The sequence below is a fragment of the Sphingobium sp. TomMM35A genome (assembly GCF_054771735.1).
Window position 1 is genome coordinate 2,365,921 of record NZ_BSRC01000001.1, and the last position, 14,235, is coordinate 2,380,155.

A 14,235-nucleotide genomic window follows, 5' to 3' on the forward strand; every position below is an offset into this window, starting at 1 on the left:
TTGCAGATGTCCGCCCCCCTTCAGTCAATCAGAGACCCGCTTCCTTCAGCTTGGGCTGCAATGTCGCCCAGTTTGCGACATTGTCCACCTTCACATCGTTGAGGACGAAGGTCGGCGTGCCGTCGATCTTATACTGATTGCTTGCGGTCTCGACACCCTTGGCCAGCTTTTCAGCCGCCGCCGTGTCGGCAAGGCATTGCTTTGCCTTGTCTTCCGCGATCCCGCGCTGCTTGGCGAAGTCAACCAACCCGACAGCTTCGGCGAGATTGCCGAAGCGCTGCGCCGGGGGGCTGCTCATCAACTGCTGATATTTCGCATCACCCAGCGCCTGCGCCTTTTCGAACATGGCATTCTGGTTGGCGAAGAACTGTTCGCTCAGCGGATAGAAGACATCCTTGCCGCCGCAGCGGGCGAGGAGCGAGGTCGAGATGTCGATCGGATCGCGCACGAAGTTGCGCAATTCATAGCTCATCTTGCCGGTATCGACGATCTTGCGGATTTCCTCGGAAGCCTCGGCGGAAAAATCGCGGCAATGGCTGCAAGTATAGCTCGCATATTCGACCAGCTTCACCTTCGCCTGCGGGTTGCCCATGACGAAGCCGCCCTCAGGCGTTTCGGTCACTGTGCTGGACCAACTGGTCCCTGCCGGCGCAGCAACCGCGGCGACGGGCTCGGCGGAAGAGTTGCTGGCCGCGTCCTTTTTCCCGCAGGCGGAAATGGTCAGCGAGAGGGCGATAAGGGCAAGTCCGGTAATGGCTTTCACTGAGTGCAGGCTCCGTTGCTCGGGCGTCGGTATCAGGGGTTTAGTTCACTGCGCGGCGGCGGGCAATGCATCGCGCAAGCTCGTCCAGCTTGACCCCCCGGCCCGCGTCCCGTTGATCGTGAAGGCAGGTGTCCCGCCGATCTTCACCTTGTTCCACGCCTCGTCGGTCATCGCCAATATCTGCTTCATCGCGGCCGGATCGGCAATGCAGGCATCAAGCTGTGCGGGCGTGAAGCCGCGCTTGCCCATCAACGTGTAGAGCCCGGTATTCCGCCCGATGTCCTTGAGCGCGGGGATTTGCTCGGATGGCTTGACGGCACCTCGGTCATAGGCCTGCAATTGCGCCATCCAGGCGTCCTGATTGGCAAACAGTGCCTCGTGATTGCCAAAGAAGCGCCTTGGGCCTCCACATCGCGCCAGCAGCGCGGCGGTAAGGTCATATTTGTCGCGCACGGCATTGCGCACTTCGACGCTCACCTTGCCGCCCTTCACATAGTTCGCCTTCAAGGGTGCACTCGCCTCGCCCACGAAATGCGCGCAGTGCGAACAGGTATAGCTTACATATTCGACCAGCTTCGTAGGCGCGGCAGGATTGCCGAGCACATGGCCGCCGATGGATGAAAGCGCGACCCGCGCCGTCCAGTTGGCAGCGGGAGCCGCCATCAGGATGGAGGGCAGGGCAAATAGAGCAAGCACGGCAAAGCGGAGTTTCATCATGCGATCACCCAATGAAGCGCCGCCCCTGTACGGCTGTTGAATTGATGCAGGCGGCAGTACCGGTCGCAGCATAGCTGTCAGAACCACGCCTTTTTTTTGCTAGCTGATTTTCGGCAAGCCGTTCGAATTGGCAAGCCCCTGTGCCAGGGATTCCAGCACGGCGCGCAGTTCCGGGTCGCCGATGTCCCGCAGCGAATCGCCGAGCTCGATCGGGACCGGCCGCAAGTTGCGCGGCGGTGGCCGCCGCTCGGCCGCTGTTCCACGTACTTCCCCCTGCTTCATCGCGATCTTCGCCACCGCGGCATAGCCGAAGAATCGGTTCACCCGCTCGATAATGTCCGGCAGCACATGCTGGATCATAGGGGCATGGCCGCTCATGACCGTGAGCTGGAGCGTCCCGCCTGCCTTCTTGCCGACGGGGAAGCGGATCGATTCGGGCGCGGAAATCTCCGCATAATGCGATCCGACAATCTCGGCCCAGCGCGTGACGATGCTGGATTGGACAAAACCGAACTTGCGAAAGGCCGCAGCGCCAATTTGCGGCATCAGGTCGGCGATCTGGCGCGGGCCGCCGACGCGGGGCCGTTCGGCCGCCGCTTCTGCACGGCTTTTCAATTTGGGTGTCGCGGGCCGTTCCGTCATGCGCCGCTTAATGGCATAGGGCGGCCATGCACGTCGAGGGGACCCCGCAGAAAATCGCAGAAGATCTGCTCGCGCATTATCATGTGCATGCCCGCCGCCTGCCATGGCGCGCGCCGCCCGGGAGCAACGCAACAGATCCCTATCGAGTCTGGCTGTCCGAGATCATGCTTCAGCAAACGACGGTGGCGGCGGTCGCCCCTTATTTCGCGAAGTTCACGGCCCGCTGGCCCACGGTGCAAGCACTTGCGGCAGCCGAGGATGCCGATGTCATGGCGGCATGGGCGGGCCTTGGCTATTATGCCCGCGCCCGCAACCTGCTCGCCTGCGCCCGCACTGTGGCGCAGCAGCATGACGGCCTCTTTCCGGGCGACGAAGATGGGTTGCGCGCCCTTCCCGGCGTTGGCGCCTATACCGCCGCTGCGGTGGCGGCGATCGCCTTTGGCCGCCGCGCCGTCGTGGTGGATGCCAACGTGGAGCGCGTGGTTGCTCGCCTGTTTGCGATCGATACCCCGTTGCCCGCAGCGCGTCCCGCGATCCGCGCTGCCGCCGATCGCATTACCCCCGATGTGCGTGCTGGCGACTTTGCCCAGGCGATGATGGACCTTGGCGCGACCATCTGCACGCCCCGCAACCCTGCCTGCGGCATCTGCCCGTTGCGCCAGGATTGTGCGGCCTTCCGCACCGCCGATGCAGCCGCCTTTCCGGTCAAGGTCGCGAAGAAGGCAAAGCCACACCGTCTGGGCCATGGCTGGTGGATCGAGCGACCGGACGGCCATGTCTGGTTGATCCGCCGTCCGGCCAAGGGCCTGCTCGGCGGCATGCGCGCGCTCCCGTCTTCGGACTGGAGCGACGCGCCCACCGCCGCGCCACCCATGGCTGCTGAATGGAAGACGGTTTCCCAACCTGTCGGCCATGTCTTCACCCATTTCTCGCTGGCCTTGACCGTCCATGTCGCCCATGTGGCAAATGAAAGCATACCTCCCGGCGAGGGGGAATGGTGGCCGCTCGCCCGGTTGGAAGAGGCGGGATTGCCGACCTTGTTCCGTCGCGCGGCAGATGTGGCGATGAAGGAGAGTGAACCACATGCCCCTTGAGCAGCTTGGCTATGCAGGCGGCCGTCTCGACAGAGCCGATCATATGCGCATGAACCCCGATCAGGCAGCGCAAGCCCTCGCTTCGCCTGGCGCGCGTTGCCTCGTGCTCGATGGATTGGATCCCGTCACCCAGGATGGCCATCTTCTGATGGAGCCGGTCGCGACAGACGCCAGCCTTGACGATCATCTGCTGCTCGGCCTTGACGACGAACAGCGCCCGGTCTTCGTCCGCCTTGCTCAGGAAGTCGGCAGCAATTTCTTCCCCAGCCCCCGTAGCCGCGCCATCGTCACTGAAATCCCGGCCGACGAAGTTGCGCTCTATGGCGCGGCTCGCAGCCTCGTCCATTGGCATGGCCGTCATCCCTTCTGCTCGGTGTGCGGCTCGCGCACATCGCCCGAAAAGGCCGGATGGGCACGCCGTTGCGGCGCCTGCAACGCGGAGCATTTCCCCCGTGTCGACCCGGTCGTCATCATGCTTACCGAGCATGACGGCCGCGTGCTTGTGGGGCGGCAGCATAGCTGGCCCGAGGGCTTTTATTCCGCCCTCGCAGGCTTCGTTGAGCCAGGTGAGACGATCGAAGAAGCGGTCATGCGGGAGATCAAGGAAGAAGCGGGCGTCACCGTCCATTCCGTCCGCTATGTGATGAGCCAGCCCTGGCCTTTCCCCTCCTCGCTCATGATCGCCTGCATCGGCCAGGCCGACGATGATGCGTTGAAGCTGGACGAGACTGAAATCCAGCATGCCTTCTGGTGCGATGCGGCGGGTGTTCGCGCGGCTCTGGCGGGTGAGGCCGACGCACCCTTCACCGCGCCGCCTCTCATGGCGGTCGCGCATCATCTGCTTAAGCATTGGGCTGATGCGCAGGTTGCCCCGCTCGGCCCAAGCGCGTAAGGCCAAAGCCTGACCCCTTATCAGGAACGCCCCGCACATATGCTCAGCCTCGAAGAAGCCCAGTCGCGCGCGCAGGATCTGGTAACGGCGGCACGCAGGGCAGGGGCTGATGCGGCAGATGCCATTTATGCCTGCAATGCCTCCACCACTGTAGCCGTGCGCCTTGGCGCGCTGGAGGATGTGGAGCGGTCCGAAGGTGAGGAAATCGGCCTGCGCCTTTTCGTTGGCCAGCGCTCCGCCAGCATCGCTGCGTCGGACATGAATCCAGCCACCCTTGCTACGCTGGTCGACCGCTGCATCGCCATGGCGCGGGAGGCCCCGGAGGACCGCTATGCGGGACTCGCGCCCGAAGATCGGCTGTTGCGCGGCAGCTTGCCGGAACTCGATATAGCCGACCCGAGCGACCCGGAACCTGCGCTGCTGCGCGCCCGCGCTCTTGAGGCGGAAGAAGCCGCTCGCGGCGTGTCGGGCGTCACGAACAGTGAGGGCGGCGGGGCATCGAACGGCCGAAGCCAGGTTGCGCTCGCAACCAGCCACGGCTTTGCCGGCGCTTATGCGGGCACCAGCCATTCGACCTGGGCCAGCGTCCTCGCAGGCACGGGCGCGGATATGCAGCGTGACCATGCCAGTCACAGTGCGCGCTACCTGGACGACCTTGATGATCCTACGGCGATCGGCCAGCGCGCCGGGGAGCGGGCGGTTGCTCGCCTCAATCCCGCCAAGATTGAAAGCGGCGTCCTGCCCGTTCTCTTCGATCCGCGCATTGGCTCCGGCCTGCTCGGCCATTTGATCGGCGGGATGGTCGGCGCTGCCATTGCGCGGCGCTCGAGCTTCCTCCTCGATTCCCTCGGAGAAACACTGTTTGACAGCGCCATCACCATCATCGACGATCCGTTGCGCCCGCGCGGGCTGCGTTCGCGTCCTTTTGACGGGGAAGGGCTTCCCGTCGCTCGCAGCGCTCTGATCGACAAGGGCGTGCTGACGGGCTGGCTGATGGACAGCGCCTCCGCCCGCCAGCTCGGCCTAGAACCCACGGGTCATGCGAGCCGGGGCGGCAGCGGCGCGCCTGGCGCTGGTGTCACCAACGTCCATATGGAGCCGGGCAGCGTCTCGCCAGCCGAGCTCATGGCGGACATCAAGCGCGGCATCTATGTCACAGAATTGATCGGCATGGGCGTCAACGGCGTCACGGGGGATTATAGCCGCGGCGCGGCCGGTTTCCTGATCGAGGATGGCGAAATCACCCGGCCGGTGTCCGAAATCACCATCGCCAGCAATCTCAAGGACATGTTCCGCGTCCTTGTTCCTGCAAACGACCTTGTATTTCGCTATGGCATGAACGTGCCAACTATCCGCATCGACGGGATGACCGTTGCCGGGGGCTGAGATCGATCTGCGTGCGCTCGTCGGCGCGGTATCGGATGCGGCTGACCGGGCGCTTACCCTCTGGGCGGGCGGGCAGACCCAGGTGCGCCAATGGGAAAAAGTCCCGGGCCATCCCGTGTGCGAAGCGGACCTCGAAATCGACGTCATGCTCCGCCAGAGCCTCAGCCTCATCGATCCTGCGGCCGGATGGTTGTCCGAAGAAACCGCCGATACCGTTCACCGGCTGGACCTTGCCCGCGTCTGGGTCGTCGATCCGATCGATGGCACCCGCGACTATTTGCGTGGGCGTCCTGGATGGGCGGTTTCGGTCGCACTGGTCGAACATGGGGCGGTAAGCATAGGAATACTCGCTGCGCCCGCGCGCAATGAGTTGTGGATTGCCAGGGCAGGGGAGGGCGCTACTCGAAACGGCCGAACCCTCACCGCCGGTTCGCGCATGATCCTGCCGGGCGCCCGCGTGCCCGCCGACCATCTGCCCCGTCACGACAGCGATCTTCGCGCCGTCCACAAACCCAACAGCATCGCCCTGCGCATGGCGATGGTCGCCGCTGACGAAGCCGATATCGTCGCCACTGTCCGTTGGGGCAATGAATGGGACGTCGCCGCAGCCGCCCTGATCGCACAGGAAGCGGGCGCAATAGTCACCGACGCGCTCGGCGATCCCCTGTCCTTTAATCGCCCCGAACCCACCGCCTTCGGTCTGCTTTGCACGGCCCCAGGCATCCACGAAGCCGCCACCAACCGCCTCGCCCCCCGCGCGCGTGAGTTGCTGGGGCGGGCTTAGCGCGCGGCCTGTGTCGGTTGTTGGAAGAATTGGGCTGACCCCAGCCGCAGCGCTCGCGGCTTAGAGCTTGCCATACTTGGCTTCGAAACCGGCGAAATCTCCCGCTGCGAGATATTTCGCCTGATCGATCCACTGATCGCGGACCGGACGCCCTTTGAAGTTGCCGAGTTTCGCGTCGATCGCCGTTAAGTCAGCGTCGGTCCAATTGGCGATCTGCTCATAGCGGGTGACACCCAGTTCGATAAGCAGCTGGTTGAGCTTTGGTCCTACGCCCTTCATTCTCAGCAGATTATCCTGACCGCCTTGCACGGGGGCGGTGGCCTGAGACGCGATTGGTGGGGGTGCCACTGGTGCGACCAACGGCTGGAGCTCGGCCGCAATAATCGGGGGAGCGGGCGTTACCGGCTCTGGAATGGCCGCAGCTGTCGGCGCTACTTCCTTCTCGACCAAGGCGGGCCGTTCGGCGGCAGGCGAGTCAACCGACGCCTTGCGCCCCGCGAGCAGGAATATGGCGCCGATCAGGACGAGCAATCCGATCAGCAGCCAAAGGCCATAGTCCATGAAGAATTCCTGCATCGCGCTCCCTCCAGCTTTCAGCCTTTATCTAGTGGCGCTCGACGGGAATGAGCAAGAGGCCGTGTTGAGCGTCTCTCACCGCCCCTCGCGTTCAACCTCGCGCCATCCGATGTCCCGGCGGCAGAAGCCCGTCGGAAAGTCGATTGCATCTACTGCGCGGTAAGCGGCTGCCTGGGCTTCATTGACGCTGTGGCCGCTGGCGGTGACGTTCAGCACGCGTCCGCCATTGGCGACCAGCGTGCCATCCTTTGCTGCCGTGCCAGCATGGAAGACCAGCGCGCCGCCTGCTTCTGCCGCATCGATGCCGGCAATCGCCCCGCCCTTTTCAGGCGTGCCGGGATAACCATTGGCTGCCATCACTACGGTCAAAGCCGTCCGGTCAGCCAGCTTCACCGGGCCCTGCTCCGCAAGCCGTCCCTGCGCAACGGCAAGCAGCAGGTCCACCAGATCGCCGTCAAAGCGCATCATCAGAACCTGGCATTCCGGGTCCCCGAAGCGCGCATTATATTCGATGAGCTTGGGCCCCTCTTCGGTCAGCATGAGCCCGGCATAGAGGACGCCGGAATAAGGCGTCCCTTCAGCCGCCAGCGTTTCCACCGTCGGCCGGATGATCTTCTCTACGACTTCGGCTTCCAGTTCGGGCGTCAGCACCCGCGCTGGGCTGTAGGCGCCCATACCGCCGGTATTGGGACCGGTGTCGCCATCGCCGACGCGCTTATGGTCCTGGGCGGAACCAAACGGCAGTATCGCGCTGCCGTCGGTGAGCGCGAAGAAGCTCGCCTCTTCACCGATCATGAATTCTTCCAGCACAACTTCCGCGCCCGCTGCGCCAAATGCGCCAGAGAACATATCCTCTATCGCTTCTACGGCCTGGCTGTGCGTTTCGGCGATGATGACGCCCTTGCCCGCTGCCAGGCCATCTGCCTTGATGACGACCGGCAGCCCGAAATCGGCCAGCGCTGCAATCGCGCCGTCCTGGCTGTGGACGCGCTCATAGGCAGCGGTGGGGATGCCGGCGCGCTTGCACAGATCCTTCGTGAAACCCTTGGACCCCTCCAGCTGCGCCGCCTTCTTGCCCGGCCCGAATACCGGATATCCCTTCACCCGAAGATTATCGGCAAGGCCGTCGACCAGCGGCGCTTCCGGCCCGATCACCACCAGTCCGATGGAGTGGCGCAGGCAGAAATCGACCACAGCACGATGATCGGTGACATCCAGATCGACCAAAGTCGCATGCTGGGCTATGCCGGGGTTGCCCGGTGCGGCATAAAGGGTCGTGAGGCTGGGCGATTGCGCCAGCTTCCAGGCCAGAGCATGTTCGCGGCCGCCGCTGCCCAACAAAAGGATGTTCATTTCGCCCATGTCCCCGGAATATGAAGCTGGTTTCGATGTGTCGGGCCGCCTGTTAGCGGAGGAAAGGGCAGGGGACAACGCGCCGCCGCTTTCGGTGAGCGAATTGTCCGCCGTGCTGAAGCGCACGGTCGAGGACCGCTTTGGTCATGTTCGTCTGCGTGGCGAGATTTCGGGGTTCAAGCGCGCTGCATCGGGCCATCTGTATCTGTGCCTGAAGGACGACAATGCGGTCATAGATGGAGTGATGTGGAAGGGCGGAGCGCAACGGTTGCCGTTCGCGCCTCAGGACGGCGTCGAGGTGATCGCCACCGGCAAGCTAACCACCTATCCGGGCCGCTCCAAATATCAGATCGTGATCGACCGCATGGAACTGGCGGGCGAAGGCGCGCTGATGGCGCTGCTCGAAAAGCTGAAGGCAAAGCTCGCCGCCGAGGGGTTGTTCGACCGCTCCGCCAAGCGGGCGATCCCGTTCATGCCTCGCACCATCGGCGTCGTCACCTCGCCAACCGGCGCGGTGATCCGGGACATCCTCCACAGGCTGGAAGATCGTTGCCCCACCAATGTGTTGCTCTGGCCAGTTCTGGTGCAAGGGCAGGGCGCAGCCGACCAGGTCGCCCGTGCGGTTCGCGGCTTTTCGGCAATGCAGCCCGGAGGCCCCCTGCCGCGCCCCGACCTGGTGATCGTTGCGCGTGGCGGCGGCTCCATCGAGGATTTGTGGAGCTTCAACGAGGAAATCGTCGTGCGGGCGGTGGCCGAATGTTCGATCCCGGTCATCTCCGCCGTTGGTCACGAAACGGACACGACGCTTTGCGACTATGCCGCCGACATGCGCGCGCCCACGCCGACCGCCGCTGCGGAGATGGCGGTGCCTGTTCGCGCCGATCTGATGGCGATGCTGACTGAGCAAGGGCTGCGCATGGACAGGGCCGTGCGGCGCGGTGCTGCGCAAGCCCGCGACCGGCTGGAGATGCAGGCCCGGCTCATGCCGACGCCAGACATGCTGCTGGCTCCGCAACGTCAGCGGCTCGACCAATTGTCCGGCGACCTTGGCAACTGCCTGCGTTATCGCGTGTCGGACGCGCGGGCACATCTCAATCAAGCGGGTGGCGCTCTGCGACCGGCTCTCCTGCACCAGCATCTGGCCCGCGCTAAAGAGCGGCTTGATCGTCAACGGCTCCGCCCGGACTATCTGTCGCGCGTTTTTCGTGACCGCGCCACTGCCTTTGACAGGCTTTCCCGCCTGTTCGTTTCGGTCAACCCTGACTTGCCGCTTGCGCGTGGTTTTGCTCGGGTGATGGCGGAAGGCCGACTCGTCAGATCGGTCGCGGAAGCTCAAGCTGCGGGGGCCGTGTTGCTCCATTTCAGCGACGGAGCAGTCGGCGCAGACGTAGGACCAAGATCTACATCGCCAACCCTTGAGATGGCACCGCCGCAAGCTATATCCCCTTCATCACGCTCTTCTCGCAAAGCGCAGGAGAGAGGGGAAAATCGCCAACAGGATTTGTTCTCCTGATGTGCATGACCAAGAAGAAGGCCGTTTGATCTCATGCTGATGTCCAATCGCGATCGTCCGGCCCGTCTCCACTATATGGCCTACAGCTTCCGTGTGCTGCAGGCGGGCGATCATGTCGTGTGCGCGGTCACTGGGCAAAAAATCCCCCTCGACGATCTGCGCTATTGGAGCATCGCCCGGCAGGAGCCTTATGCTAGCGCGGAAGCCTCGGCGCAGGCTGAACTGAAGGCGCGCGGCCTGCGATGAGGCGTTGGGCGGTCGCGCTCCTGTTGATGATAGGCAGTGTGGGGGCGGCAAAAGATCCAACCTCCAACTTCATTACCGGCATCATCCTTGATGGTGAAGCACAACAAGGCGGCGTCCTCATCGGCACAGCGCCGGCCGCGACAGCGGAACTGCGCCTTGATGATCAGCCAGTCCGGTTCGATCGGGACGGACGCTTTCTCATCGCTTTCGACCGTGACGCCAAGCCGCAGGCGCGCCTGACCGCGCGCCTCGCCAATGGCCATATGCTTAGCCAGATCATCAACGTCGCCCCTCGTGCTTGGCGGATAGAGCGGGTCAACACGGCACTTCGCCCTGTGCGGGATAATGAAGCCTATCTTGCGCTTCGCCGGCCCGAACTGGCCCGGATCGCCGCAGCGCGCAGCGTGGACACAGGCGCGACTGGTTGGCGCCAGCGCTTCCTGTGGCCCCGGGTCGGCCGTATTTCCGGATTGTTCGGATCGCAGCGCGTTTACCAAGGCGTGCCGGGCGCCTATCATGGCGGCATCGATGTCGCGGGGTCGACCGGAGATCCAGTCCTTGCTCCTGCCGACGGCGTCGTGGTTCTGGCCGCTGACCGGCCATTCACGCTTGAGGGCAATCTGCTGATGATCGACCATGGTCATGGTCTCAGCAGCGCTTTCCTTCATCTGTCCCGCATCGATGTGAAGCTTGGGCAAAGCGTCCGCCAAGGTCAGCGCATCGGCGCCGTGGGCGCAACCGGCCGCGCGACGGGCCCCCACCTTCATTGGGGTATGCGGTGGAACGAGGCGCGGATCGACCCGCTTCTTCTCGCAGGCCCTATGCCTTAGCAGGAATGGGCGATGCAATCGCGCAACTTAGCGCCACTAGCCGCACCCGTGGAGCATCAAAGTTCTACCGAACTGCTCCCTTGGCCAACAATGTTGTTGAACAGCTGCAAAGTAGCCTTTTGCTAAGATGTGGCAAATTTACGACAGTGCAACAGCAAAGTGCCTGTGTGTCTGTAGCATTGCTTTACACGCATAAAACGACTGCGCAGACTGTCGCACAGCACGGATGAAGAGGGGTTTGCTGTCGGGCTCCAATGCCCCTCTTCATGCGTCAAACAAAGGACGCAGGTTCGCTTGCGTCGCTCCAGAGCAAGGGACTGGATTGTGAAGAAACTCTCGAACAATGCGTGGCTGCGCAATAGCGCGGCGCTGCAGGCGCTCGCATGCGCGGGCGCGGGCTTTGCGGCGCTCGCCGCCCCTGCCTTTGCGCAGGATACTCCGGCCGGTACGGTGGCTGAAGAACCGGAGGCTACGATCGTCGTCACTGGTTCCATTTTGCGGCAGGACGTCAACAACACGCCCTCGCCTGTTTCCGTTCTCACCTCTGAGTCGCTCGAACAGCGCGGCATTCAGACGACCCAGGAAGCGCTTCAGCGCATTTCGTCCAACAACGGCGCGGCGCTCACGAACAGTTTTTCGGCCAACGGCGCTTTCGCCGCCGGCGCATCTGCCGTGTCGTTGCGCGGCCTGACCACCAGTTCCACGCTTGTGCTGTTCGATGGTCAACGCGCCGCTTATTATCCGCTCGCGGATGACGCGACGCGAAACTTCGTCGATCTCAACACTATTCCAGACGACATCGTCGACCGTGTCGAAGTGCTGCGCGATGGCGCATCATCGACCTACGGCGCGGACGCCATTGCGGGCGTGATCAACGTCATTACGAAAAAGCAGTTCAAGGGCATCGGCGGCCGAATCGAAGGCGGCCTCACCGAGCGCGGCGATGGTGAAAACTATCGCATCAGCCTGACGGCGGGCACCGGCGACCTCGGCCGTGATGGTTACAACATTTACGCCAGCGGCTTCTGGTATCGCCAGAACGCTCTTTATAATCGTGACCGGCCATATCCTTACAATTCACAGGATCTGTCCGGTATCTGCCGCGACGGCGTCTGCGGACCGCAGGTTGGCCCGAATGGCGGGTCGATCAACCCGTCGAGCACCGGCTATGTAGGCTGGGATGAGGCGACCTCATCCAGCAACCGTCGCTCGTTCGCGACGACCTTCTTCGTTGCCCCGACTGATTCCCTCAGCGCGCAAGATGATCCGCTCGGCCGCTATCAATTTCTTAATCCGGCCGCTGGCTGCATTGCCGGCGAGACGCCTTATACCCTGACAGCTGCGGAACTGGCGGATGAAGCGAACGCCCTTGCGCCCAACACGGTATGCCAAGGCGACCTGGTTCGCCAATATGGCGTCATCTCGCCGAGGATCGAACGTTTCGGCGGCGCCCTCAAGGCGACCGTGGCTGTCACGGACGATATCGAAGCGTCCTTCACGGCCAACTATCTACAAAGCAAGGTAAGCTACACCGGCGAGCCGGCGACCATCCGCGCTAACGGCCCGGCGGGCATCGCCTTCCCGCGCTTCAGCACCTATAGCAACGGCCTGCCCAATGCGCCCGGTTCCTTCGCGCTGGCGCTGCCGGTCTATATCTGCCCGCTGGTTAACGGCCTGCCGCAGCCGAACTGTGACGCTACCAATGGCACGCTCAACCCAAACAACCCCTTTGCGGCGCAGGGTCAACAAGCCCGGATACTCGGCCGCATTCCCAATCTACTCGAGTACAACGAGACATTGAGCCGTACCTATCGTGGCGCTTTCTCGATTTCGGGGCCGATCACCGACAACTGGAACTTCGCGGCTGACATCGTCGGCATGCGAACGGACCTGACCCGCACCTCGTCAGGCTATGTCTACATTCAGCGGCTGCTGAACGTGGTTGCCGATGGCAGCTATAATTTCGTCAACCCGCTCGCCAACAGCCAGTCGACGCTCGATTATCTGTCGCCGGACAACATCACCAAGGCATCGTCTGAACTCTATGCCGCACAGCTGAGCTTCAACGGCACCCTGTTCGATCTTCCGGCCGGTCCCGTCCAGCTGGGCTTCGGCGGCCAGATACGCCTGGAATCGGTCAATGCACCAAGCGCCAATGCCGACTTCGCTGGCCCCACGGAGCGCTATTTCATCCTCAACGCCTTCGGTACCCAGGGTGAACGCGTCGTCCGGTCCGGCTTTTTTGAACTGAACGTTCCTGCCTTCGAAGGCTTCGAACTCAACGCCTCGGGCCGCTACGATAATTATAATAGCGGTCAGGACGCATTCTCGCCCAAGGTCGGCTTCCGTTACAAGCCTATCGATGCGCTGACGCTGCGCGGCACCTGGTCGCGGGGCTTTCGTATCCCCAGCTTCGCGGAAGCGAACGCCGTGCCGACTACTGGCTTCGTTAATAACAACGCGTCCAACTTCCCCGAATCCTATTTGGCGCAATTCGGTTGCACCAGGCTGACATTCTCCAGCTGTCCGACCTATCTCAGCTCCAGCAGCTATGGTCAGACCCAGCTGGCGAGCCCGGATCTGAAGCCCGAGAAATCGACCAGCTGGACGGCGGGCGTTATCTTTGAACCGACCCGCAACATTCGCCTCAGTGTGGATTATTATAATATCAAAAAGACGGGCGCGATCATCCCGGCTCCTTTTGCTCCCGCCCTAGCTGCCTATTATTCGGGCCAGGCAATTCCAGACGGATACAACATCATTCCGGACTCGCCCGATCCCAATAATCCCGGTGCCTTGCCGCGGGTTGCCTACGTCCAGGCGCCGCTGATCAACGCGACAACGATCCGTTCGGAGGGGCTTGATTTCGGCGCGACCGGCCGGTTCAACTTTGGCGATGTCCGCTTCACCAGTTCTCTGGAGGCGACCTACATCATCAATCTGGACACCTCATTTCCCGACGGCAGCGTCGAAAGCTATGAGGGCACGATCGGTAACTACAGCTTGACCGCAGGTTCGGGTACGCCCGAATGGCACGGTAGTTGGACCAACACGCTGGAATGGGGCAAGTGGACCCTGTCGGCCACGGCCGAACTCTTCGGTGGCTATAATCTGTCGGCCGAAGATCAGGAAGGCCCGGGTTCCGCTGGCAAGTGCGGCCTGCTGCCGGAGCGCTTCGTGAAGTGCAACGTGGACGACTATATCACGGTCGATCTCACCACCAGCTACAAGCTCAATGACAATTTCACGCTCTACCTGAACGTGCTCAATGTCTTTGACGACCTGCCGCCTATCGATCCGGTCACCTATGGCGCGAACAACTACAATCCGGTTCAGGGTGGCACAGGCATTTATGGCCGCGCCTATCGTCTGGGTGTCCGCGCTAACTTCTAAGGCTAGCCATCTTAAAAAAGGAGGGGCGCTCCCGCGAGGAAGCGCC

Annotated in this window: 13 protein-coding genes; 8 read left to right on the forward strand and 5 right to left on the reverse strand. The window is 62.8% G+C overall.

Translation table 11 applies throughout. The annotated features are described in order from the left end of the window. Positions 1–28: 28 nt before the first annotated feature. The 3 genes from ACYU8T_RS11900 to ACYU8T_RS11910 all read right to left on the reverse strand — a co-directional run bounded on the left by ACYU8T_RS11900 (position 29) and on the right by ACYU8T_RS11910 (position 2,122). Positions 29–763: a thioredoxin domain-containing protein gene (locus tag ACYU8T_RS11900; RefSeq protein ID WP_461159557.1), complete on the reverse strand. Its 735-nt coding sequence runs from the start codon at positions 761–763 to the stop codon at positions 29–31. Positions 764–808: 45 nt separating this feature from the next. Beyond that, positions 809–1,480: a thioredoxin domain-containing protein gene (locus ACYU8T_RS11905; protein ID WP_461159558.1), complete on the reverse strand. Its 672-nt coding sequence runs from the start codon at positions 1,478–1,480 to the stop codon at positions 809–811. Positions 1,481–1,579: 99 nt separating this feature from the next. Next, positions 1,580–2,122, reverse strand: a complete 543-nt coding sequence (locus tag ACYU8T_RS11910) for a DUF721 domain-containing protein (protein ID WP_201515365.1) — start codon at positions 2,120–2,122, stop codon at positions 1,580–1,582. A 26-nt stretch (positions 2,123–2,148) separates the two neighbouring features. Here ACYU8T_RS11910 and mutY point away from each other — a divergent pair, with 26 nt between their 5' ends. From mutY to ACYU8T_RS11930, 4 genes are read left to right on the forward strand one after another with little or no spacing between them, the layout of a single operon-like run. Beyond that, a complete protein-coding gene (gene mutY / locus ACYU8T_RS11915) occupies positions 2,149–3,216 on the forward strand; it encodes an A/G-specific adenine glycosylase (protein WP_461159559.1) in 1,068 nt (355 codons plus the stop codon). Further along, positions 3,206–4,108: an NAD(+) diphosphatase gene (gene nudC / locus ACYU8T_RS11920; RefSeq protein ID WP_461159560.1), complete on the forward strand. Its 903-nt coding sequence runs from the start codon at positions 3,206–3,208 to the stop codon at positions 4,106–4,108. Before mutY ends, nudC begins: the two co-directional genes overlap by 11 nt. A gap of 39 nt (positions 4,109–4,147) precedes the next feature. Then, the gene (locus ACYU8T_RS11925) at positions 4,148–5,494 is read left to right on the forward strand and encodes a TldD/PmbA family protein (protein WP_461159561.1); all 1,347 of its coding nucleotides are present in this window, start codon (positions 4,148–4,150) and stop codon (positions 5,492–5,494) included. Continuing rightward, positions 5,481–6,278 (forward strand): inositol monophosphatase family protein, encoded by a 798-nt coding sequence (locus ACYU8T_RS11930; RefSeq protein ID WP_247232272.1) that lies wholly within the window; start codon positions 5,481–5,483, stop codon positions 6,276–6,278. Before ACYU8T_RS11925 ends, ACYU8T_RS11930 begins: the two co-directional genes overlap by 14 nt. 60 nt (positions 6,279–6,338) lie before the next feature. Here the strand turns inward: ACYU8T_RS11930 and ACYU8T_RS11935 are convergent, their stop codons facing one another. Next, positions 6,339–6,854 carry a hypothetical protein gene (locus tag ACYU8T_RS11935; RefSeq protein WP_247232275.1) on the reverse strand — a complete coding sequence of 172 codons (516 nt, stop codon included), beginning with the start codon at positions 6,852–6,854 and terminating at the stop codon, positions 6,339–6,341. A 75-nt stretch (positions 6,855–6,929) separates the two neighbouring features. Then, positions 6,930–8,207, reverse strand: coding sequence for a phosphoribosylamine--glycine ligase (gene purD / locus ACYU8T_RS11940; RefSeq protein WP_247232278.1), 1,278 nt, complete (start codon positions 8,205–8,207; stop codon positions 6,930–6,932). A 7-nt stretch (positions 8,208–8,214) separates the two neighbouring features. Between purD and xseA the strand changes: the two genes are divergently transcribed. The 4 genes from xseA (at position 8,215) to ACYU8T_RS11960 (ending at position 14,189) form a co-directional block, all read left to right on the forward strand. Continuing rightward, positions 8,215–9,720 (forward strand): exodeoxyribonuclease VII large subunit, encoded by a 1,506-nt coding sequence (gene xseA, locus ACYU8T_RS11945; protein ID WP_461159562.1) that lies wholly within the window; start codon positions 8,215–8,217, stop codon positions 9,718–9,720. Between the two features lie 33 nt (positions 9,721–9,753). Next, positions 9,754–9,966 (forward strand): DUF2093 domain-containing protein, encoded by a 213-nt coding sequence (locus tag ACYU8T_RS11950; RefSeq protein WP_097090628.1) that lies wholly within the window; start codon positions 9,754–9,756, stop codon positions 9,964–9,966. After that, complete coding sequence (locus ACYU8T_RS11955; RefSeq protein ID WP_201515357.1) at positions 9,963–10,796, forward strand: M23 family metallopeptidase; 834 nt, start codon at positions 9,963–9,965, stop codon at positions 10,794–10,796. The genes ACYU8T_RS11950 and ACYU8T_RS11955 overlap by 4 nt, the downstream gene beginning before the upstream one ends. 324 nt (positions 10,797–11,120) lie before the next feature. Beyond that, positions 11,121–14,189, forward strand: a complete 3,069-nt coding sequence (locus ACYU8T_RS11960) for a TonB-dependent receptor plug domain-containing protein (protein ID WP_461159563.1) — start codon at positions 11,121–11,123, stop codon at positions 14,187–14,189. Positions 14,190–14,235 lie beyond the last annotated feature (46 nt).